At 65.5% G+C, this 22,716-nt stretch carries 21 protein-coding genes; 12 read left to right on the top strand and 9 right to left on the bottom strand.

The window, feature by feature from the left end:
- The first annotated feature begins 73 nt into the window (after positions 1–73).
- The gene (locus tag IT430_10190) at positions 74–1,741 is read left to right on the top strand and encodes a 2,3-bisphosphoglycerate-independent phosphoglycerate mutase (GenBank protein MCC6908298.1); all 1,668 of its coding nucleotides are present in this window, start codon (positions 74–76) and stop codon (positions 1,739–1,741) included.
- Between the two features lie 27 nt (positions 1,742–1,768).
- Here IT430_10190 and dprA read toward each other — a convergent pair whose 3' ends face one another.
- On the bottom strand, positions 1,769–2,971 hold the full coding sequence (gene dprA / locus IT430_10185) for a DNA-protecting protein DprA (GenBank protein MCC6908297.1): 1,203 nt from the start codon (positions 2,969–2,971) through the stop codon (positions 1,769–1,771).
- Positions 2,972–3,043: 72 nt separating this feature from the next.
- On the bottom strand, positions 3,044–3,541 hold the full coding sequence (locus tag IT430_10180) for a hypothetical protein (protein ID MCC6908296.1): 498 nt from the start codon (positions 3,539–3,541) through the stop codon (positions 3,044–3,046).
- Positions 3,542–3,716: 175 nt separating this feature from the next.
- Between IT430_10180 and IT430_10175 the strand changes: the two genes are divergently transcribed.
- Positions 3,717–5,687, top strand: coding sequence for an ankyrin repeat domain-containing protein (locus IT430_10175; protein MCC6908295.1), 1,971 nt, complete (start codon positions 3,717–3,719; stop codon positions 5,685–5,687).
- Between the two features lie 6 nt (positions 5,688–5,693).
- Here IT430_10175 and IT430_10170 read toward each other — a convergent pair whose 3' ends face one another.
- A complete protein-coding gene (locus IT430_10170) occupies positions 5,694–6,980 on the bottom strand; it encodes a sugar transferase (protein MCC6908294.1) in 1,287 nt (428 codons plus the stop codon).
- Between the two features lie 305 nt (positions 6,981–7,285).
- Between IT430_10170 and IT430_10165 the strand changes: the two genes are divergently transcribed.
- Positions 7,286–8,803 (top strand): hypothetical protein, encoded by a 1,518-nt coding sequence (locus tag IT430_10165; GenBank protein ID MCC6908293.1) that lies wholly within the window; start codon positions 7,286–7,288, stop codon positions 8,801–8,803.
- Between the two features lie 30 nt (positions 8,804–8,833).
- On the opposite strand, the gene IT430_10160 is transcribed toward IT430_10165, so the two are convergent.
- The 6 genes from IT430_10160 to IT430_10135 form a co-directional block, all read right to left on the bottom strand.
- On the bottom strand, positions 8,834–9,469 hold the full coding sequence (locus IT430_10160; protein ID MCC6908292.1) for a peroxiredoxin: 636 nt from the start codon (positions 9,467–9,469) through the stop codon (positions 8,834–8,836).
- A gap of 64 nt (positions 9,470–9,533) precedes the next feature.
- A complete protein-coding gene (gene raiA, locus IT430_10155; protein ID MCC6908291.1) occupies positions 9,534–9,854 on the bottom strand; it encodes a ribosome-associated translation inhibitor RaiA in 321 nt (106 codons plus the stop codon).
- Positions 9,855–9,957: 103 nt separating this feature from the next.
- Complete coding sequence (locus IT430_10150; GenBank protein ID MCC6908290.1) at positions 9,958–10,329, bottom strand: DMT family protein; 372 nt, start codon at positions 10,327–10,329, stop codon at positions 9,958–9,960.
- Positions 10,330–10,397: 68 nt separating this feature from the next.
- A complete protein-coding gene (locus tag IT430_10145; GenBank protein ID MCC6908289.1) occupies positions 10,398–11,051 on the bottom strand; it encodes a class I SAM-dependent methyltransferase in 654 nt (217 codons plus the stop codon).
- A complete protein-coding gene (locus IT430_10140; protein ID MCC6908288.1) occupies positions 11,048–12,166 on the bottom strand; it encodes an LptF/LptG family permease in 1,119 nt (372 codons plus the stop codon). The genes IT430_10145 and IT430_10140 overlap by 4 nt, the downstream gene beginning before the upstream one ends.
- A gap of 12 nt (positions 12,167–12,178) precedes the next feature.
- The gene (locus IT430_10135) at positions 12,179–13,852 is read right to left on the bottom strand and encodes an LptF/LptG family permease (protein ID MCC6908287.1); all 1,674 of its coding nucleotides are present in this window, start codon (positions 13,850–13,852) and stop codon (positions 12,179–12,181) included.
- A gap of 221 nt (positions 13,853–14,073) precedes the next feature.
- On the opposite strand from IT430_10135, the gene IT430_10130 reads away from it, so the two are divergent.
- From IT430_10130 to IT430_10090, 9 genes are all read left to right on the top strand, one after another.
- Positions 14,074–14,550, top strand: coding sequence for a hypothetical protein (locus tag IT430_10130; GenBank protein ID MCC6908286.1), 477 nt, complete (start codon positions 14,074–14,076; stop codon positions 14,548–14,550).
- Complete coding sequence (locus IT430_10125) at positions 14,547–15,194, top strand: hypothetical protein (protein MCC6908285.1); 648 nt, start codon at positions 14,547–14,549, stop codon at positions 15,192–15,194. The genes IT430_10130 and IT430_10125 overlap by 4 nt, the downstream gene beginning before the upstream one ends.
- Before the next feature lie 110 nt (positions 15,195–15,304).
- Complete coding sequence (locus tag IT430_10120) at positions 15,305–16,963, top strand: hypothetical protein (GenBank protein MCC6908284.1); 1,659 nt, start codon at positions 15,305–15,307, stop codon at positions 16,961–16,963.
- On the top strand, positions 16,963–17,418 hold the full coding sequence (locus IT430_10115; protein MCC6908283.1) for a prepilin-type N-terminal cleavage/methylation domain-containing protein: 456 nt from the start codon (positions 16,963–16,965) through the stop codon (positions 17,416–17,418). Before IT430_10120 ends, IT430_10115 begins: the two co-directional genes overlap by 1 nt.
- Entirely contained in the window at positions 17,418–18,062 is a 645-nt protein-coding gene (locus IT430_10110; GenBank protein ID MCC6908282.1) for a type II secretion system protein, read from the top strand. The genes IT430_10115 and IT430_10110 overlap by 1 nt, the downstream gene beginning before the upstream one ends.
- Complete coding sequence (locus IT430_10105; protein MCC6908281.1) at positions 18,059–19,681, top strand: hypothetical protein; 1,623 nt, start codon at positions 18,059–18,061, stop codon at positions 19,679–19,681. The genes IT430_10110 and IT430_10105 overlap by 4 nt, the downstream gene beginning before the upstream one ends.
- Before the next feature lie 16 nt (positions 19,682–19,697).
- Positions 19,698–20,198, top strand: coding sequence for a prepilin-type N-terminal cleavage/methylation domain-containing protein (locus IT430_10100; GenBank protein MCC6908280.1), 501 nt, complete (start codon positions 19,698–19,700; stop codon positions 20,196–20,198).
- A 344-nt stretch (positions 20,199–20,542) separates the two neighbouring features.
- Positions 20,543–21,433 (top strand): DUF305 domain-containing protein, encoded by an 891-nt coding sequence (locus tag IT430_10095; protein ID MCC6908279.1) that lies wholly within the window; start codon positions 20,543–20,545, stop codon positions 21,431–21,433.
- A gap of 323 nt (positions 21,434–21,756) precedes the next feature.
- Complete coding sequence (locus IT430_10090) at positions 21,757–22,437, top strand: DUF4328 domain-containing protein (GenBank protein MCC6908278.1); 681 nt, start codon at positions 21,757–21,759, stop codon at positions 22,435–22,437.
- Positions 22,438–22,716: the final 279 nt, after the last annotated feature.

Here is a 22,716-nt window from a genome sequence, read left to right as displayed (position 1 = left end):
GATCGCGCGCTGCGGGAAGCCTCATGCCGCGGCCCGACGTCATCCGAGCCGTGGCGCGATATCCTTTCTCATCATGACAAGCCTCCAGCCCGTCAATACGCCGTTGGTTCTTCTCATTCGCGACGGCTGGGGCGAGAACCCCAACCGCGAGCACGACTCGTTCAATGCCGTGCGCCTGGCGCGCACCCCCGTGGCCGAACGGCTCATGGCCGAATACCCGACAACGCTCATCCACACGAGCGGCGAAGACGTCGGCGTGCCCGAGGGCACGACCGGCAACAGCGAAGTGGGCCACCAGAACCTCGGCGCCGGGCGCATTGTCAACCAGGATTCCGTCCGCATCAGCCAGGCGATCCGTGACGAGTCGTTCTTCACCAACGAAGTCTTCCTTCACGCGACGGAGCGCATCAGGCAGTCCGGCCGGCATCACCTGCACCTGCTGGGCATCTGCTCGGACGCCGGCGTGCACGGCCGCCTCGAGCACCTCTATGCGCTGTTCGAACTCTGTCGCCGCGAAGGCCTGCGGCCCGAGTCGGTCTGCGTGCACCTGTTCACCGACGGGCGCGACACCGGGCCGTTCACCGGCGTGCATTTCGTCGAGCAGGTGGAAGGCCGGCTCGCGGAGATCGGCGTGGGGCGCGTCGCGTCGGTGATGGGGCGCTACTGGGCGATGGACCGCGACAACCGCTGGGAGCGCATCCGCCGCGCATGGGACTGCCTGACGTGGAGCGCCGACTCGACGGGTCCCGCGCCGCCTCGCGCCAAGCGAGCCAGCGACGCTGTCCAGGAGCACTACGACCATCCACCCGACGAGCAGATGCGCGGCGACGAGTTTGTTACGCCCACCATGGTCGGCGCGAGCGACGAAGACGCCATGTCCGGCCGCATCGATCCCGGCGACATCGTCATCTTCTACAACTACCGCGGCGACCGGCCGCGCCAACTCGTCCGCGCCCTGGCCATGCCCGAATTCCATGGCCATGTCAGGCCCTCACCCGACACCGGGCAGTGCGGCTTCAATCGCACCGGCGACAGCGATGACCAGCGCAACGTGCACGTCATCACCATGTGCGAATACGAAAAGGAACTCAACCAGTGGGTGAAGGTGGCTTATCCCAAGCCGCCGCGGCTGCACGACATCGTCGGCGAATACCTCTCGCGCCTCGGCCTCACCCAGTTCCGCTGCGCTGAGACGGAGAAGTACGCGCACGTGACGTTCTTCTTCAACGACTATCGCGATGAGCCCTTCGAAGGCGAGCATCGGCAGATCATCCAGAGCCCGAGAGTCTCGACCTATGACCAGCAGCCGGAGATGAGCGCCGCGGGCGTGCGCGACGCGGTGCTGGCGCGGCTGGCGGCGGAAGACTGCGAGGATTTTCTCATCGTCAACTTCGCCAACGCCGACATGGTGGGCCACACGGGCAAACTCGACGCGGCTATCAGGGCCGTCGAGACCGTCGACGCCTGCGTCGGCGCGATCGTCGACGCGGCGCTGCGGCGTGGCGGTTCGCTCATCGTCACGGCCGACCACGGCAACGCCGAGCAGATGTTCGACCCCGCCACCATGGGGCCGCACACGGCGCACACGATGTACGACGTGCCGCTCATCATCGTCGGCGAGGGATTCAAGGGGCGCGTTCTGCGCACCGGCGGACGACTCGCCGATGTCATGCCCACGGCTTTTGACATGACCGGCATCGATGTTCCCGCCGCGATGACGGGGCGCTCGCTGCTCGAATAGCGTGGATGGCGAGCAGGCGCGCGAGGTCTACCGCCGCCGTTCGACAGCGCTCAGTCCCGCCCTGGCCACCAGGCCGCGGATCTGCAGCATCGTCAGGTCCGCCTGCAGGGCGTGGATCGCGAGGCCTGTGCGCGCGGAGAGTTCATCGAGTTCCACGGGCTGGCCGTCGAGCGCCGCGAGTATCTTCTGCTGACTCGGCGTGAGGTTGAGTTCGCCGATCGGGGTTGATTTCACCTTGGTCGGCGCATGGGAATCAGCCGGCGTGGCGAAGAGAGAATCGCGATTATCGATCCCCGCCTGCTGCATCGCTCCGGCCACGAGGTGCTCGCTGCCCTCGAGCGATTCGAGAATGTCCGCAGCGCCGGTAACGAGTTTCGCCCAGCCTTCGCGGATTATCTTGTGGCAGCCCGAAGCGCGCGGCGAATCGACGTTGCCGGGTATGGCGAACACTTCGCGATGATGCTCCTCGCAGGCGAGACGCGCCGTGATGAGAGCGCCGCTGCGCTCGCCCGCTTCGATGACCAGCGTGCCCAGAGACAAGCCCGAGATGATGCGGTTGCGGCGCGGGAAGTTCTCCTTGCTCGGGCCCAGGCGCATGGGAAACTCGCTGATGAGCGCACCGCGGCCCTCGGCGACGACCGACTCAAACAGCGACTCGTTCTCGGGCGGGTAATGGTGAGACAAGCCGCAACCCATGACGATGAGCGTGCGCCCGCCGCCGCGCATCGCGCCACGGTGGGCTTCGGTGTCGATGCCGCGCGCACCGCCGGAGATGATCGCGAGGCCGCGCGTCGCCAGCGCTGACGCCAGTCGCCCGGCCTGATCGCGCCCGTAGGCCGAACAGTTGCGCGTGCCGACGATCGCGATGGAGTACACGTCGGTCGGCGCGATCGAGCCGCGTACATAGATCACCGGCGGCGGGTCGGGAATCTGCTTGAGCAGCGGCGGGTAGGCCGCATCGTCAATGCTCACTGCCGCGACCCCGCGCGCCTCGGCCTCGGCCAGCTCGACGTCGATTTCGCCCTCATCCACGCCGCGCTGAATCGCTCTGGCCTTCTCGGCACTGATGCCCTGCACCTGCTGGAGGTGGGTGAGCGGGGCTTCCAGGATGGCCTGCGCCGAGCCGAAGCGCTCGCGCAGCCGCGCAATGAGAATCGGCCCGATTCCCGGCGTCATGCTCAGGCGCAGCATGGCGCGGATGCCGGCGTGATGATCATCGGATTCCGTCATTGGAGACAATATATCACACTGTCGCCGGGCGGGCTGGGTCTGTCGTGGGCCATCCAGCGGCGGCCGCCTGCGTCAGATCGCCTCGCCGCATTCCGGGCAGCGCGGCTCCTTAAGGCCGCGCAATACGTGGTTGCACTTGCGGCAGCGAGTTTCTCCCACCTGACTCCGACTCAGATACGGCAGGTACAGGGTGCCACCGAAGATGAGACAAAATGTGAGCAGGCCGGCCACGTCGCTGAACCAGTCGATGTAGATTTGCTCGCCCGGGTTCTTGGCCATGTACTGCCACGACGAAAGCCACCCAGAGCTTACACCAACGACGACCACACCCAGAATTGATCCGAAAACACAGTGAAGCGTCAATTTCGGAATGCCGCCCGGACCGACTCCCAACACCGTGCACATTGCTGCGATGATAATGAGTCCGCCGGCGACATAGCCGAAGCACGAACTCACCGACACCATTCCCCGGCCACCCGGATAGTAAAGGTGATTTGAGTTGTCGAGCCATGCCATGGCCAAGAGCACCACCACCACAAGCAGAATGCTGATCAGGTCTCGTATGCGCATGCTGAGCCTCGGGCGACATGCTAGCAAGCCCGAACTGCTCACGCCCCGCTGCGATTCGCCAGCCCGAGGGTCGTGATGATCAGTGCGAGGTCGAGCACCGGGCCGCGGTGGGCGGCTTGAACCCGCTGCTCGTGGAACTGCCGGTATGATCGAACGTCTGAACCCACGGAGACGCATGCCCGGATTTCTTCCGTCTCGCCTGGCTTTTCTTTCCGCCCTGCTCCTGGTGCTGGGCGCACTCTCATCCATCGGCGTCGCTGCCGGGGACGCCATTCTTGACAAGCCGAGTCTGGCTCGGTGGAATCCACTAGGGTGGTCGAGTTCGCATCGGTATTCATGGCAGCGCTGGAACGTCGCCGAGTTCCGCGGGCTTGCCTCCGTCGCGCTGCATCGCAGCCGGCCGTCTGGTCGTAATGAGATTCTCTCGTCGGTGGTGGAAGAGACGCCGTGGTGGTGCCCGGTGATCAGTCCGAGCATTGACCGGTCGTGCGATTTTGGGCATGGATGGCCGGCGCCGGCGCTGCGTGTCTCCTGGCCGGATCCTGCCAATCCGTTTGTCTCGGCCGATGATGCCATTGACGCGGGCATCATTGTGGAGCCTGTGCGGCTGCCGTGGATCCATGACCCGCCGCCCGGCGCCGCCGGAGTGGTTTGGCAACCCACCCGGGAGCACGCAACGCTTCTCACGCGCTCGGCCATGCCGTTGCGGCTGGTGCCTGTCGGTTTGCTCATCGATTCGCTGGTGCATGCAGGCGTGTGGCTGGGGCTGATGATCGTGCTTTCGCTTCCGATGGTCATCCGGCGCGGCCTGCGGCGACGAGGAGAGGCGTGCATCTCATGCAGCTATCTGATGCGCGGGGCGGTCTCAGATCGTTGTCCGGAATGCGGGTGGGATCAGCGGGAGCGCTGGCCGTGGCCCTCGCGCACGCACCTGAGAGCCGTAATAGGGCTCATTGCCATCTCGTGTCTTGTGCTGGTGGCACTGGCGATCCTCACCTCCATCCGCGCGGTGCGGCTGGATCCCATCTTCGTCGCAGCGGGAAGGGGCGATGTCCAATGTGTGCAACAGCTGCTTGCGGCGGGCATTTCGCCCGACTGTCGGACGCCCGACTCAATCGTTCAGGTTCCATGGCCTGAAGACTCGACGCCGCTCATGTGGGCGGCAGCACACGATGAACGCGAGGTCATGGAGGTACTGCTCGCAGCAGGCGCGAATATCAATGCGGGGGATGGCAACAACTCCGCTCTCGACGTCGCAGTTCGTCACGGCTCACTCGAAACGGTGCAGTTCATGCTTCAGCGCGCAGCGATTCTCAATCGCAACAAGGCGATTCTCGACGCCGCAGACTACGGCTCGACGGAAATACTCGCGTTCCTGGTTGAGATGGACCAGGATCCAACCAGCAGCGTGGCGTTCGCAAGAGCCCTCCAGAGCGCCGCTGCCAGCGGGAGGTTGGATAATCTCCAGTATCTTCTTTCCCGCATAGCGAATTCTGGTTTGGAAGACGCGCAGTCTCTCCTGCAACCCGCGTTGCTCATGGCCGTCAGTTGCCACCAGCGTGAAGCGGCGCAGTTGCTGCTCGAAAACGGAACCCGTCTCGAATCCATGGACCAGTCGGCACTCTGGGACGCTGCTGCTCGAACCGGCGCGGACATCGTGCAACTTCTGCTCGAATACGGCGCCGATGCGAACTGCGCGTTGGAGAGCGTGCATGGGCCCACCCCGCTCTGGGCGGCAGTCAGCTGTTCCAATGATCCGGTCGTCCGTCTGCTGCTGCGATCCGGCGCCGATCCGCTGGTCACGGACGAGCAGGGGCGAAGTCTGCTGTTTGCTGTCGATTGGGATGCAGCGACTGACGATCTCGTCAAACTGCTCCTGAGCGCGGGTCTCAACCTCGACCACCAAACCGAGAGCGGAGCGACCATTCTAATGGTGGAATCTCTCAGCGTCAGCGAGCGGGCGGTCGGCCGCCTGCTCGCCTTCGGGGCCGATCCGCTGATGCAGGATCATCTTCAGCGGTCTTCACTCGACTTTGTCAGGATGGCGCGCTCGCTTGAACAGAAGCGGTCTCCGTTCTTCGACCCAACTCCCTATGACGCCGTCGAGCGGCTTCTCAACGAGGTGATCTCATCGCGCGATCCGTAGCACTCTTCACGCTCCGCTGCGATTCGCCAGACCCAGTGTCGCGATGATCAGGGCGAGGTCGATGATCGGGCCGCGGTGGGCGATGTAGGCGAGGTCGTATTCGATGTGTTCGTGGATCGGGTCGTTGCGATGCGGCGAGACCTGCCACAGGCCTGTGACGCCCGGCTTGACGAGCAGCCGCTGCCGCTGGCGCTGGTCGTACTTTTCGACGATGAAGGGCATCTCGGGGCGCGGGCCGACGAGGCGCATCTGCCCCAGCAGCACGTTGACCAGTTGCGGGAACTCATCGAGCGAGAGGCGGCGCATCCACCGGCCGACGCGCGTGACGCGCGGGTCAAAGTCGCCGCGCGGGCTCTGGCCATACTTGTCGGCGTCGGTGCGCATGGTGCGGAACTTGTAGACGGTGAAGATCGCGCCGTTGAGGCCGACGCGCTCCTGTGCGAAGAAGACCGGTCCGCCGTCGTCGAGTTTGATCAGCGCCGCCATGAGCAGCGCCAGCGGCCAGAGAGTCAGCGTGGCGGCGAAGGCGATGGCGCGGTTGAGCCAGTCGAGGATCATGTTCATCGCCGGACCGGCGGGCCGGGCCATTGAGGCGAACAGCAGGCAGTCGTCGCCGATGATCACGTCGCCGCACGAGCGCAGGCGCAGCGCGAGGTCGCGCAGTTGCGCTTCGAGGACGAGCACGGTCTCGCCGCGCTCGACCCATGCGCGGATGCGCCGCTCCCAGGCGTCGATCTCGGGCCGGTCGGCGCGAAAGGGCGCGAAGCGGCAGCCGGCGTGGCCGAGCAGATCGAGGCATTGATCGAACGTGCCCACGGCGGCGCCGAGGTTCGACGGGCTGCCGAGGATGCGCACCCACGACGCCGGCTTGCCGCGAAAGAACAACGCCTGTCCGGCGAGCGCGGCAAACGTGAAGCCCTGCAGAAGCACGGGCAGCCAGATGGGCTCGCCCGCGAGCCACGCCAGAGCCGCGGCCGGGGCGCCCACGAGCAGCAGCACGCGCAGCAGATCGGCGATGACCTCGGCGGGCAGGCGCACCGACCAGCCGCGCAGTGCGCGGGTGCGCGCCAGCGTCCACATCCACGCAAAGAAGCCGGCGCTGAGCGCGACCGAGACGACGGGCGCGCGCGTCGCCGCCCAGGCAATCACGGGAATGTGCGTGAGCATGAGCAGCGCGACGGCCATGCGGCGGCGCTTCCAGTAGCCGAACGGCAGCGAAGCGCCGAGGTTGCGGCGTGTGCGCATCGCCAGCGGCAAGGACTGGACGGCTCTGGTCAATTCAGCACCGGTCACGATCCACCACTCCCAGGTCCCATCCACCCGATTGCACCGCGTGCAATCCCGCCTCAAGCGTGCCATACGGTGGCGGTGATGTCGAACCGGGTGCAGCAAAGTGCGCGGGCTGTCTCGATGGCGCGCGGTACAGGTGCTACAGACCGACCGGCTCGCGGGCAATAACGCGCGGAGCGGATCAGCGCGGCCGATTCGTCCCGCAGCCGCACGGCGGTTCAACCGCGGTTGCAGCGCATATGCTTCATTGAGCCGCCTGCCTGGGCGAATCTGCACGGGAGGCGCGCTTCAAGCCGAATATCGGGCCTATGAACGTTTCCACCTTTCTCAAGCACTGGTCGATCCGCGAGAATCCGTTCATGGCGGAAGAGGCGCGGCAGGATGAGGTGCTGGCGCGCCTGCACGGCCAGTCGCCCCATCCTGATTTCTACAAGGTGCTTGGCGATCTCAATCGCCCCGCGTCGTCGGTCGTCTTCGGCGAAAAGGGCAGCGGCAAGACCGCCATTCGACTCCTGCTCGAAGAGCGCATCAACGAGTACGACGCCGCCCAGCCCGGCGGCAAGGGGCGCACGCTCGTCATCGCCTACGACGAATGGAACCCGGTGCTTGATCGCTTCGCGCGGCGCGTCAGGGGCAAGACGCCGCTCGAATCGCTCCAGCAGTTGCGGCTGGTCGATCACATCGACGGCCTGCTCAGCGTCGCGGTGGCCGATCTCGTCGATGCCGTCGTCGGCCGCAAGGGCGAAGGTCACGTCGAACTGGGCGCCGATGCGCGGCAGACAATCCGCCGCCTCGATCGCGACACGCAGAATGACTGGGTCATTCTCCAGTCGCTCTACGACCGGCCCGACCAGGCCGTCAACCGAGGCCGGCTGCTGCGCCGGGCGATGCGCGATCGGCGCGGCTCGTGGATCAACGTCATGCGCTGGGTGCGCAACATCCTCTGGATCCTTCTTGTCCTGGCCGGCATTGCTTATGCCTGGCAGCACTATCAGGAGCAGACTGACTGGCTCATGCACATCGGGCTGGGGTTGCTGGCGCTGCTCACGCTGGGCGTCAGCGCCAAGGTGCTCTACGACCGGCTGCGCCTGTCGCGCCTCTCGCGGCAACTCTCCGGCCAGTTGCGCGTGCTCGATCGATCGGCCGACTCGTTCCGCGCTTCGCTCGAGCAGCTGCCTGCGGACCTGCGCCGCGCGGGCGGCTGGCCGGTGGATGACTTGGACGATCCGCGCTACGCCATGCTCGACCGTCTCCGCCGCGCCGTGCAGCCCTTTGGCTTTGAGCGGCTCATCGTGCTCATCGACCGCGTGGATGAACCGACGCTGGTGAGCGGCGACGTGCAGCGCATGAAGGCCGTGGTCTGGCCGCTGTTCAACAACAAGTTCCTCCAGCAGAGCGGCATCGCCTTCAAGATGATGCTGCCCATCGAACTGCGCCACGAACTGCACCGCCAGAGCAGCAACTTCTTTCAGGAAGCGCGGCTGGACAAACAGAACCTCATCGACCGCCTCACGTGGTCGGGCGCCATGCTCTACGACCTGTGCACGGCGCGCCTGCACGCGTGCATGGACGAGGGGGCCGAGCCGATCGGCTTGACAACGCTCTTCGACGAGACGGTGAAGCGCCAGGACATCGTCGATGCGCTCGATCAGATGCGCCAGCCGCGCGATGCATTCAAGATGATGTACCGCGTGATCCAGGAGCACTGCAGCAACACGCCCGAAGAAGAGGCGAGCTGGAAGATCCCGCGCCTCGTGCTCGACCAGGTCCGCCGCCAGCAGGCCGAACGCCTGGAGGGATTGCAGCGGGGTTTGCGCCCGGCATGAAAGACCGTCGCGATCGCGCGGACATGATGTTCACAGATTCGGCTGCGGCGTGTACCTTAGGTACGGCTTCACCTCGCGGTAGCCCTTGGGGAACTTGGCCGGGATGTCCGCCGTCGGCACGGCCGGGACCACGATGCAGTCCTGCCCGTGCTTCCAGTTCGCCGGCGTCGCCACCTGGTAGTTCGCCGTGAGTTGAAGCGAGTCGATGACGCGCAGCAGCTCGTCGAAGTTACGTCCCGTCGAGGCGGGGTAGGTGAGCGTGAGTTTGATCTTCTTATCCGGCCCGATGACAAAGACGCTGCGCACCGTCGCCGTCTCTGATGCGTTGGGGTGGATCATGCCGTAGAGGTTGGCGACCTTGCGGTCGGCGTCGGCGATGATGGGGAAGTTCACATCGGCGTTCTGCGTTTCGTTGATGTCGCCGATCCAGCCATGGTGCGACTCGAGCGGATCGACGCTGAGCGCCGCGACCTTTACGTGGCGCTTATCGAATTCGCTCATGAGCCGCGCGCAGGCGCCGAGCTCGGTCGTGCACACGGGGGTGTAGTCGGCCGGGTGCGAAAAGAGAATCCCCCAGCCGTCGCCGAGCCAGCGATGGAACTGGATCGTGCCCTGCGTGGTCTGGGCGGTGAAGTCGGGCGCGATGTCTCCGAGTTGCAGTGCCATGCGGCCTCCGGCGTGCGAAGCGATGATGGTTGATCGATCTGTCAATGCAGCAGCGCTGCAGATGTTACTTGCCGCCGCCGTATTCGCGCTCTTTCTCCACGAGTTTGCGCACGGCCCGCTCGAGTTTGCCTGCCGCGCCGATGATGGCCTCGTACATGTCCGTGGAGGTATTCTCGACGGCGAGCGGTTTGTGCGAAGCCGGCCGGGCCTCCATGACGCAGCGCTTGTCCGGCCCGGCCTTGGGTCCGTTGTCGTCATGCAGGTGCACCTCGACGCGGGTGATGCGATCGCGGTAGATCTTGAGGGCCTTCTCCACTTCGTTTTCGACGTGCGCGATGATCGCCGGCGTGCTGTGAAACTCGGCCGCGTTCACCTGGATGAGCATGTTCTTCCTCCTGTGTGGCGGTTCGTCGGTGGCCCATTCGCCCTGGGTTGGCGACTTCGTATTGTAGTGAGCGCTTGGCCGGTTTGGAGTGCAAGGCGCACTTTCAAGGCGCCGGCGGCGCCACGGGTGCGACATGGCCGCGGAACATGAAATACACGGCGCCGCAGATGCACAGGCTCGCCCAGAGGTAATCCAGCCTCATCGGCTGGCGCATGTACAGCACCGCGAAGGGGATGAACACGATCAGCGTGATCACCTCCTGCATGATCTTCAACTGATCGAGGCGGAGTTCCGTGTAGCCGATGCGGTTGGCGGGCACCTGAACGAGGTACTCGAAGAAGGCGATGCCCCAGCTCACCAGGGCCGCGATGAACCACGGCTTGTGGTTGAGGTCCTTGAGGTGCGCGTACCACGCGAAGGTCATGAAGAGGTTTGACACGACGAGCATGAGCGCGGTTTGGACGATGACTGCCATGGCGGCCTCGCGAAAAGGTGCGAATTGTACCGTGCATCAATTCGCCGTCGAAGCCGCAACACTGTGCGTCAATCCGCTGCGGACCGCATCATCGCGATCGTTGCGTCGTGGCCGCCGAGGTAGTCCTGGCGGAAGAGCATCACCGGAGTGGCCCGCAGCGCCCAGTCGATCCAGTCGAGGGTGTCAAAGCGGCGGGCCGGGCCGGTGTCGCGGCTCAGGGCGGCGGGCGAAGCGCGATTGGATAGAAAGTTGAACACCACGCCCCGCCGCGCCGTCGTCCACGCCCGCTCGAGCACCGCGCGGGCCTGCTGCTCGGGCACGGTGTTGAGCGAGCCGGAGAAGTAGATCACATCCGGCTGGCCGATCGCCAGCACGGCCGGGTCGGCCACGAAGTCGCGGCAGTGGAACTCGGCGCGCGGCAACTGGCGTGCGGCGGCGCCGGCGATGATCTCCGCCACGCCATCCACGCCGACGTAGCGCCGCAGCCGCACGTTGCGCTCGGCCAGGAACTCGCACAGATCGCCCAGGCCGCAGCCGGCGTCGAGCAGCACGAGGTCGTTCAGGTCCACCATCTGCCGGAGCACATCGAAGCGGACCATCTGGTAATCTCGATTGTGCCAAAGCGTGGCGTCGAAGGTCGCGCCGAAGTGCTCGACGGCCTGTCGATATGGTTCGAGGTAGGCGTCGCGGGGTTGCCCGCTCTGATCTTCGCCGGCGCTCATGTCTCGACTCGCATCAGGCGCCACACCGCGAGCGGCAGCAGGATCAGCAGGGGGATGGCGAACACCGACGCGGCGGGCGGCACCCAGGGAATGCCGACTGTGACGCCCACGGCGCCGCCGATCTGCGCCGTCAGGCCGACGGCCGAGCAATTCACCGACTGCACGAGCAGGTTGCGCGGCTCGCGAAGGAGGAAGAACGGCAGGGTGATGAGCAGCGTGAGGATGTTGATGAGCACCTGCGAGAAGCGGCCGAAGCGCATGCGCTGCAGCTCATCGACGCCGCGCGTGCCCTCGCGCTGCACGAGTTCGCCCAGTTGGCGCAGGTTGAGCATCTGGCGAAACTCAAGATGCCGGCGCATGAGAAGCGCGGTGGGATCGAGGTGCGACTGGATCCGGGCCACGGGCTGCGGCGCCGGGGCGGTCATGGTGTCGGCCTGGCTCAGCGGCGTGGCCCGGCCGTCGGTCAGCGCCCAGCCGTCGCCGTCCCACTTCGCGCTGCTCGCGGTGATCAGCCGCGCCAGTTCGTCGTTCTCGTCGTACTCCCAGATGAACGGCTGTTCGAGTTTGCCGGCGGCGGGCGAGAAATGCCGGGCGTAGATGACGCGGTCCTTGCCGTCGCTGGCCATGTTTACGCGAAAGCCCTCGACTTCCGAGCGGCCGATCTCGCCGTGTTGGCGCAGCAGCATCGGCGCCAGGCGCGGCAGCATGACTTCGCGGTTGACCAGTTGCAGCACGTTGAGCACGATCACGGCGATGATGAGCGGCATGGCCACGCGGTGCAGGCTCACGCCCGCGGCGAGCACCGCCGTCATCTCCCGGTGCCGGTGCAGTTGCACGAGGGTGAAGCCGATGGCGCCGATGCTGATGATGCCCAGCAGGAATGAGTAGAACTGGAACACGCGCGGGGCGTAGAAGTCGATCACCATCCACGCCGTCGCCGACGCCCGCGCCAGCCCGCTCATGCCCTCGGCGGGCACCGTCGCATCCACGGCTTCGACGAACCGGTCGATGTTCAGAAAGAGATCGACCATGCAGGTGAACACGAACAGCAGCAGGAACAGCAGCACGAAGTTCAGCAGGAACTGGCGGAGGATGTAACGATCGAGGAACGTCATCGCACTATGCGCTCAGTTGCGCATCACCCTCCGCAGAAACGCCAGCGACATGGCTGCCATGAGCAGGTTGCCCGACCACATGACGACGAGGCCGACCACGTCCGCGTGCTTGAACTGGCTCACGTCGTTGACGACGTCGGCGCCCGAACTGATCACGACGAGGCCGAGAATCGCGGGGATGAACGACCAGAAGTAGACGGTGAGGGGCAGGGCGTTGCGCATCGAGATGGCCAGGACCGAGCCGAGCAGCATCATGACCAGGCAACTCACACTCATCGCGGCCCGTTCGTGGATCCGTGCGACGATGCTGCGAAGCAGCCGGCTGACTTCGGTTCTGATGGCCGTGTCCAGACGCCGCAGCGTCGCGTCGTCGCCGTATTTCTGCGCGGCTTTGACGAGTTCGCGAGCCGGCTGATTCTGGAGTTCGCGCACGATCGGGGCTTCGACGCGCAGGTAGGGCACCGTCTGCTGCTCAAACTGCCTTGAACGGTTGGGCGAGGTGTCCAGCGCGATCTGCGTGACCTGACTGAACTCGGCGTCCAGCGTCGGCTCTTCGGGCAGCAGGCGGATGCGCGGCCGCAGCCTCACCTGCCTGCTTTCAAGCGCGACGGTGCGCTTGATGCCTTCGGTGATGGTGAGTCGCACCAGCCCGCCGCCCGCCGGGGGCAGGACGGTCCACGACTCGTCCCCCGCCACCAGTCCGCCGGCGGCGAGTTCGACCTGCGCCGCCACCGGCTGGTTGTCCTGGCCGAGGCGCGTGGTCGAGAATCGCATCGTCCCCGTCTCGCGCAGGCGTTGGTCGATGAGGTGGAAGAGTTCGCGCTGGGTCATCCACCGCCGGAGTTCATCGATCTTCTGCGCGACGCGCGAGTAGGTTTCCGGCGCGCGGTGCACGGCCTTGAGCCGGCCGACATCCATGAAGCGCGGCGAGCGCTCGATCTCGTCTTCCACCACCAGTTCGGGCAGCAGCGCCGCCGAGGCGCTTACCCGCACCTGCGCGCCTTCATCCTTGATCTGGAACATGCGGCCCTGGTCCATGATGGGCGTGATGACCGTCATGCTGCCGGTGTGCTTGAGGTAGATGATGCACTGCCGGGCGGTCTGGGTTGAAATGACCTCACCCCGCCGCATGTTCACCGCCAGCACGCGGTCGAGCCCGATCGCCGCGTCGGCGTCCACGCCTTCGGGAACGGGTATGCGCAGCGCCTGCCTCGCGTAGAGCGTGAGCGTGTCCGTCTGCACCGGCTCGCCGCGCGAGATGCGGCCGACTACGACTTCGGCGACGCTGCGCGTGCTCGTGCGAGCCATGGCTTCCCAGAACGCCGGGCTGACGTAGTTGCTGATGAGAGACAAGGCGATGGTGAGAACCACGCCCAGCGTCGCCGCGGGCAGAAGCAGTTGAGGATACGACACGCCGCTGGCTGCGCAGGCGGAGATCTCGTTATCGGAGGTCATGCGGTGGTAGACCATGGTGGCGCTGAACGCCGCGGAAAAAGGCAGGGCGAACTGCAGCATGGGCGGCATGGCCAGCAGGATGTACTTGAGCAGCGCGACCGGGCCCAGCGTCCCGTCGCTGAGCGGCTTGATCGCCGCCCCGAACGAGATGATGGTCACGAGCACCGCCGTGGAGATGGCCAGCACCTTCAGCAGGTCGCGCAGGATGTACCAGAAAAGCAGCAAGGGCATGGCGGATTGCCCAGACGATAGCGAACCGCCCGCGCCAACGCCAAGCGCAGGCCGATTCTTCTCGGCCGCTCCCGCTGGGAAGTCGATTCCCGGACCCTGCTGACGCGAAACTGCGGTATCCATGCCGCTCGTTCGCTCGATTGGCCGCGGCATCGGGCGGTATCGCCGTCTGCCGCTCCCGCCGGGGGAGGGAACATTCGATAGTTCATCAGGAGACTTCCATGACCCTTGCGGCCCATAACAGCCCGATCGCCACCTGTCCGGCCCGATGCGGCTTTGCACGCGGCTTTACGCTGCTCGAAGCGCTGGTGGCGTCGGTGATCATGTCGCTGACCGTCACCGCCGTGGCGATGGCGCTGGGCGGCGGGCGCCAGCACGCGCTCGAGGCCCGCGATCAGCTGCAGGCCGGCCTGGCCGCCGAGGCGCTCATGGATGAGATCCTCGCCGCCGACTACGCCAGCCTCATTGCCTACGACGGCCACGACGAGTCGCCGGGCTCGATGGTCACGTTTGACGACGATCCTTATCCGGAATCGTTCTATCGCATCGGCCGCCGCGCCGCAGTCGTGGAGCAGCTGCTCAGCATCGGCGCCCTGGGCGCGAAGATCAAAGGCATGGACATCGCCGTCGAGGCGTATGACCTGGACGGCCGCGTGATCGTCACGCTGTCGCGCTTCGTTCCGGAGCCGGCGCCATGACCAGCCGCTTCCGTCATTCTCTGGGGGCTGTTCGGCGCGGGCTCACGCTGCTCGAATTCATGATCTCGATCCTGATCACGGCGCTGATCGCCGTGACCATGGGCGGCATGATCACCGCCGTGGCCCGCTCCGTCGAGGCCGACCGCTACAGCCGCGAGTCGATCGTGCGCGGCCAGGCGCTGGACGTGCGGCTGGGCAGTTACATTCGACCAGCGCTGTGCATTCTCGATACGGCCTCGCGATCCGAGTCCATCGTGATCTGGCTCGAGGACTCGCGCGTGAGCGGCACCGTGCACCTCACCGAGATTCGCTGGATCGAGCGCGACGCCGCGACCGACACGGTCGTGATTCACTACGTGAGCTTTCCCGACAGCATGACGCAGATCGAGCGCGACACGCTGGATGTCGAAGTGCCCGTCGCCGGCGCGGACTGGTGGGCCGCGCTCGCCACCATGCAGGCCTCCGGCTACACCGCGCAGATTCGCCTGTGCGATGAAGTGGCCGCTCTGACCATTTCTCACAGCACCGCATCGACTCAGGCCAAGCGCATGATCACCGCGCAGGTGCAGTTCACGGCCGAGGTGGGCGGCGAATCGATCATCACCGCCGCGAGCATTCGACAACTTCAGGAGCCCTCCTCATGAGCAGGCATCAAGGCATTGAGGCATCAGGGGAACAAGGCATGAACCAAAACGCGTCCGTGCCCCGTCACCCCCTCACCTCCTCACCCGCTCATCCCCTCAGGCATCGCGGTGTGGCCATCGTGCTCGTCATCGTCGCCGTCGCCGCCGCGGCCGTCATCGGCTCGGCGTACGTCGCCAGCCAGCTGAACGCGCCGCAGATCGTGTCGAACGTGAACGACGGCATTCAGTCGCGCTACATCGCCGACTCGGGCGCTGATCTCGCCACGGCCATTATGGAATGCGAGACCTTCGACTGGCGCAGCGCTCAGAGCGACGGCGTTCTCGTGAGCGGCCTTCCCATCGGCAACGGCAAGGTGGATATCCGGGTCAAGGACATCTCCGGCGCCAATCCCGGTTCAACCTGCGAATACCCCGTCGTCGTCACGAGCGGCAGCGTGGGCGACATGCGCCAACTCGTAGGGATGCAGGTCCGTACGCCGCTTCCCGAGAAGATCGAAGAAGAGACCGTCAGCGTCGACCTGAGCGAGTTCGCCGCGTTCGGCGCCTCGTCCATCAACGTCATGAATGGCTGGATCGCGCGCTGGCCCGCCGCGCCGATGTCCGAAATCGGCCTGCCGGTCAAGGTGGGCACCAACGCCACGACGCGCGGCTCGCTCATTATTGCCGCCAAGACCAACGCGCCCGACGCGTTGGGCTACGTCATGGCGACCGCGGCCGTGGGCACCATCAGCGACTCCGCCCAGGTCACCGTCCCGATCCGCCGCGTGAACTTCTCGAACAACGAGACGGTGCTGCTGCCGGCCTGTCCGACGCCTGATTTCAGCGGCCTGCTCTGGGCCAGCGCCCGGACTCCCACCATCACCACCGACACCACGGTCGTGTCGCCCGGCGATCGCCGCTACAACAGCATCACCATCGATAACCGGGCCACGCTCAAACTCGATCTGGGCGGCGTGAAGCGCACCATGGCCATCTCCGGCCCGCTCACGATCCAGAACGAAGCCGTGCTGCAGGTCGAGAACGGCCAGCTCGACATCGTCGTCACCGGCGCCTTCAACATGTTCAATCGAGCCGCGATCGAAATCGGTCCGGGCGTGAGTCTGCGCATCTTCGCCGGCGGGACGATGTCCATCAACGACTCGGTCATCGGCCTGCCCGTGCGCTGGCGGGACTTCTCGCGCGATGCGCGCAAGGGCATGGATGAGTACTTCGACCCGCGCCTGTGCACGATCTACCGCATCACGTCGATCAACTCGGTGGATATCAACCTGCTCGATCTCGACACCGCCGCCACGTGGGTCTGGAGCGACAACACGAGCAAATCGTGGATTCTCAACCAGGGCTCCTACATCTGCGCCCGCGTGTACGGCGCCGCCAAGGCTGACATTTCCATTGATAACCGCACGGCGATCTTCGGAAACGTCGTGGGCCGCAGCATCATTCTCGCCAATGGGAGCGTCGTCTACTACGACCACTGCCTCGACCAAGGCACGGGCTACACGAATCCCAAGAGCGCGCTCTATGCCGCCGACATGGACCTGCGCGACGACATCCGACTGCTGCTCACCGACCTCAACGACAGCACGCTCGGATCAATCCTGGCGCTGCTGGCCGCCCCGCCGCCGCTGCCGATTCCCATCGATCCCTTCGCCGCCACGCCGCGCGACAAGGCGCGCGTGACGGCGCGCTGGATGAAACGCTACGGCGTCAAGGTCGAGCGCGATCGCGCCACGCCCGTCGAAGACGTTATCGCGGCGGGAGGGGGCTGATGCTCGACGCCTCCCTCGCTCATCCCGGCCGGCCTCGACCTGCGTTCACACTGCTCGAGGCGATGATCGCGCTGGTGATCATGTCGCTCACCGTCACCGCCCTCTCCATGGCGCTGGGCGGCGGGCGGCAGCACGCGACGGAGGCGGTCGATCAGATGCAGGGCGCGCTTGCCGCCGAGGCGCTCCTGGCCGAAGTCATGGCCCTCGACTACAACGCGCTCGACACCTACGACGGCCGCGACGAAACGCCCGGCACCATGCAGACGTTCGCCGGCGTCAACTATCCCGAATCGTTCTACCGAGTGGGCCGGCGCGTCGCCGTGCTCGAACTGCTCAAGGACATGCCCGAGTGGGGCGTCAAGGTGCGCGGCAAGGAAGTCGCCGTCGAGACCTACGACCTCAACGACCGCACGCTTGTCACCCTGGTCGTGTTCATCGTGGAGCCCGCATCCTGATGAAGCCGCTGCGGCACATCCCGATCCGCCGCCATGCGCGCCGGGCCATGACGCTGCTGGAGTTTCTCCTGGCGCTCATGGTCACCGCGCTCATCTCCGTGGCGATGGGAGGGATGGTCACCGCCGTCGCCCGCGCCACCGAACTTGACCAGCACACGCGCCAGACCACCGTCCGCTCGCAGGCCGCCATGGTGCGCCTGGCCAGTTACGTTTCGCCGGCGCGCTGCGTTCTTTCGTCCGACACGAGCCGCCTGGTCATCTGGCTCGACGACACGCGCGAGAGCCAGACCGTCCACGCCACCGAAGTCCGCTGGATCGACCATGATCCCGACACGGGCACGATTCGGCTGCACTACGTTTCGTTCCCCGACTCGCTCTCGCCCGTCGAGCGCGACCTGCTCGACGTGGTGCTGCCCGTCGCCACCACCGACTGGTGGGCGACGCTGCAATCCTACGAACTCTTGACCTATACAAACACCGTGCGCCTGTGCGACGGCGTCGGGACCTTCGACGTCCACCATCTCACCAGCACCGAGCAGGCCAAGCGCCTGGTCACTTTCACCATCACGTTCGAAGACGCCATCGGCGGCGCTGCCGTCGTCACGGCGGCAAGCGTCCAGCAGTGGGAGGAGCCGACATCATGAAACGCGCCTCAACCGAACTTCATCGTGCGCATTGTTCACTTGCACCTGCGCGCCGGCGCCGCGGCATTGCCATGATGCTCGTGGTTTTCTGCCTCGCCGCCGCGTCGATCATGGCCGCCGCTTACATCGCCAGCCGCGAGAACGCCCCGCAGTTGAGCAGCAATGTGGCCAGCGGTTCGACGGCGCGCATGGCCGCGTCCGCCGGCCTCCAGATGGCGCGGGCTATCTTCGAGTGCGAGGACGCCGACTTCCGTGACACGATGGTGAACGGCGTGCTCATCGACAGCGAGCCCGTCGGCAACGCTACGGTTACGGTCAAAGTCACCGCGCTCGACGGCACGCCCGTTGCTCCGGGTACGCAGTACTTCCACATCACCGCGACCGGCTCGTGCAACGGCATGACGCAGATCGCCGAGGCCCGCGCCCACGTCGAACTCGACGACGCCGCGCCGATGCCTACGTTTGCCGACTTTGCGCTCTTCGGCGGCAGCACCGTCCAAGTCACCGACTCCGTGGTCACGCGCTGGGCCGCATCGCCGGACGCGCGGTGGGGCGCGCCCCTCTGGCTCGGAACCAACAACATCGCCGGCGGGGAAGTACTGGTCTCCGGCTCCGCGCACGTCCTGGACGGCTGCGTCCATGTAGACAGCGATGGCGGCGCTTCAGTCGTCAGCGACGCGTCCAGCGACGGCAGCGACCTGCGCATCCGCTCGCTCGCGGCCAACCTGACGCTTCCGCTGCTCAACCCGCCGCCGGCCAACACGTCCATGTGCTCTCCTTCGCCCACGCCAAACGTCAACATCACGAGCAACACTGTTCTCTCCAATGACTCGTGGATCCTCTCCTCCGTGCGCATCGCCGACTCCGGCGTTGTCCGCGTCAACTCCGGCTCGCTCGTGACCCGGCGCGTCACGGGCAACGTGACGATCGAAAACGGCGGCCGCATGCTCGTCGAAACCGACCACGACTTCGTCATTGACGGCAACCTCACCATCCGCAACGGCTCGACTATCAACGTCAGTCCCGGCGTGCGCTGCCGCATCTGGGTCAGCGGCAGCCTTACCGTGGACGATGCCGCCATCGGCCTCTCACTCGCACAGGCTGCAACCGTCAGCGACATTGAGCGGGGCCTGGAAGCCTACAAGAACCCGGCCGAATGCCAGATCTACCAGGGCAGTCTCACCAACCACCAGACCTGGCGCTTTCAGAACGGCTCGATCGCCGTCGCCCGCATCTATGCACCCAATGCAGATGTCAGCATCGCCACTGGTTCGTGCCTCATGGGCGCCCTCCTCGCCAAGCAGGCGCGCGTCCTCTCGTCAAGCGTGCTTCACTACGACCCGCGACTCGACAACCGCGGCGGCTACACGAACACCGAGGGCCCGCTCTACAACGACGACGGCACGCTCAACACCGTCCTGCTCGCCACCGTGACCAACATCAGCGACGCCTCGCTTGCATCCCTCGCCGCAGCGCTCAACATTCCGCTTCCGCTGCCGCTGCTGGGCGTCAACGATCCCAGCCCGCGCAACCGGCTCGTCGAGTGGACCCTGCTTCGCACGGGCATCGAGCCGGCCGGCGATCAGACCGATACCGCTTCCGCCGACGTCGAAGGCTGAAAGTGAAAGAACCGACATGACCCGCTTGCCACGAATCCAACAACGCGGCTTCACCCTGCTCGAAGTGATGCTCACCGCGATTCTGATGATGATTGCCGCAGCCATGGTCATACCCATGTTCGGCACGTCCGACTCCGCCTACGTCTCGGCCGGAGCGGCGCTCATGGTCAGCGACCTCGACTTCGCCCAGGCCACCGCCATCAACGAACCGACCGACGACGTGGCCGTTCACTTCGATACGGCCAACGCCCGCTGGTGGATCACGCCGGCGTCCGATCCGGCCACGCCGTTCACCATGACCAACGGCGACCCGTACGACACGACCATGGGCGTCGGTCGCGCCGATCTCGCGGTGGACGTCGCCATCGCCGTCTCGGGCATGGTGGCTGACGAGTTCGCCTACGACGCCTACGGCCGCCTGAGCCAGAGCACCGACGCGGTCATCACTCTCTCGCGCGGCACCTCGCAGACGGTCATCACCATCGACGCCGAACTCGGATTCCTCACCGCGCAGTAGGCGCTGAACTGAGCCTCGACCGTCAGGGAGGTTCTTCGCCTCACGGTGGCGCGGAAGATCCGCATCCACAAACGGGCAGCCACGCCCTGTTCGCGCGATGCAAGTGCGCCACTGCGCATCCGGCTCTGGGGTGCTGAGTGCGAACGTGCAGTGCCGTACGCCGCCTCCGCGCTCCCTTCAGGTCTCTAGGCCGCCTGCTTAGGCCCCTGCCGTGCCGCGCAGGCTATACCTCCTTTGCCGCAACATAGAACGACGTTTTCCGCCGTCGGCAGCGCGCTGCAGCGACGCGAACTGCTGCACGTCAGAGTGCCTCCGCGTCGGATGAAGTCAAAGGAGCGCCCGCCATGAATCCTTACGTTCGCTTTGCCCTGATGATCGCGACTTCGATTGTGTTCATGTACCTTCTGACGTACGTGAATTCGTATCAGATCATCGGGCACGCACACTTCAGCGAAACGCGGGTGTTCATGGCGCTCATCATGGGCGCCTGCATGGCGGTCATCATGCTGACGTTCATGCTCGGCATGCACAAGAACCGGGTTCTCAACGTCGCCATCTATGTCGCCAGCACAGCGATCTTCGCAGTCTCGCTCTGGCTGGTGCGCAGCCAGGTGACGGTCGATGATGTGGATTACATGGAGGCCATGATCCCGCACCATTCCATCGCCATCCTCACCAGCGAACGGGCTCAGATCGGCGATGCGCGTGTCCGCAAACTCGCGGATGAGATCATCGCCGCCCAGCGCCGCGAAATCGCCGAGATGGAGGTGCTCATTGACGACATCAGAAAAAACGGCACGCAGGAAGCGCCGCATCGCGAGACTGCAACGCAGATGCTCCTCGGCCCCGAAGTGCCGCCGCCCGACGCGTCCGAAGTCGAGGTGCCCGAGGGCTTCCGCGTCGAGGTCGTGGTCAGCGGCCTGACCTATCCCACGAGCGTCGAGTTCGGAGACAGCGGCGAGATGTACATCGCCGAGGCGGGCTATTCATACGGCGACGACCTGCCGGCTCCTCGCATCCTCCGCATCTCACCCGAAGGCGATCCCGCCGGGCCGCGCCGGCTGCTCGATGTGCGCTTCGCGCCCGACGGCAACGCGCTCTATGTTGCCGACTTCGGCTCCATGGCCGTGGGCGACAAGCCCAGACCGGTCCCCGGCACGGGCGTGATCTGGCGCATCGTACCCGAGAACAGCCCACCGGCAGTTCCGCCCGCAGGACTCTCCTCAGACGAGTAAGCACCGCCGGCCGCGAACATGCAATGTCGTCCCACTCGCGCCATAACCAAGGGCGCCACTCAGCATCCGGCTCCCTGGCCCGAGTCGCATCGAAGGCCGCTGCTGAGTGCGAACGTGCCGCAGCGCCCGAATCCGTCATTCCCCCGCAAGCGGGAATCTACAAGCGGGCAGGGACCTTCGATCCATCACGGCGCAACGAGCGCTCAGCCACGGGCGAGCTGCAACCACCGACGGCGGTCGCCTCTGTTACTCTGCAGTGCATACGATGCCACCGTTCCGGGATCGCGAGACGGGTCGGTGTTCTCCACGGAGGTGGCCGCGCCATGGACTTCAAGCCGCACGCTGGACTGACGCGCGCCCTGCGCATTCTTCTGACAATGACCGTCTTCGTGGCAGGCATCGCCGCGGCAGCCGGCGTCTATGACTACTACTCGTACGCCACTCTTCCAGCGGATGTGGACCCGAATGAAGTTCTGCTCGCGTCGGACGCCGCCGTCGCGCTTACCGGCCTGATTCAGTTCATCCTCTGGATCGTCACGGCCATCACGTTTCTTCGATGGATACATCGAAGCAACAAGAACCTCCGGGCCCTGTCCGATGAGCCCATGGAGTTCACCCCGGGCTGGTCGGTCGGATGGTACTTCGTCCCCATTGCAAACCTGTTCAAGCCGTACCAGTCGATGAAGGAAATCTGGATGGTGAGTCATAAGGACGAGGATGCGCCTCACTCGATCCTGGTCTGGTGGTGGAGTCTCTGGCTCATCTCAGCGTTCCTCGGACGCCTTGCATTCCGGCTCAGCATCCGCGCCGAAGACGCGAACGACTATGCCGTGTCCGCCCTCGCGTACGTGGTTTCCGACGTCTTCGATGTCTTCCTCGCGCTGGTCGCTCTGATGATGGTCAAGTCGATCGGCGAGGCCTATGCGAGAAACTACCTCGAGCCGCTGCCCGCCGGGTTCTCCGCGGAAAGCGAGGCTCCAACCGGACCGCCTTCGCGAATCTAGCGCGCCGGCATGACGACACGCCGCGACGGCCCGTTCCGGAGCCCGCCATTCCTGCGCGAAGCGCGGTGCCGTGGTCAAGCGCGGCTCTGCAAGCGCAGACCACGTGAGCACACCGGCGATCAGCGAATCAAACCGCAACTCCCCGGCGCTGATGCGTGGCCCGCCGGTCGCAGCCTTCGATCAGACTCAGGCACGACCATGTCTTTCTTGAGAACCCCTGTCACCTCATGGCGAGGATAACGCTGACGAGATGTAGCCGCGATCGCGACCAAGGTCGAC

It is taken from the genome of Phycisphaerales bacterium (assembly GCA_020852515.1).
Taxonomy (GTDB): Bacteria; Planctomycetota; Phycisphaerae; order Phycisphaerales; family UBA5793; genus UBA5793.
The sequence above is the reverse complement of the archived record's forward strand: the minus strand, read 5'-3'. Positions and strand labels throughout refer to the sequence as shown.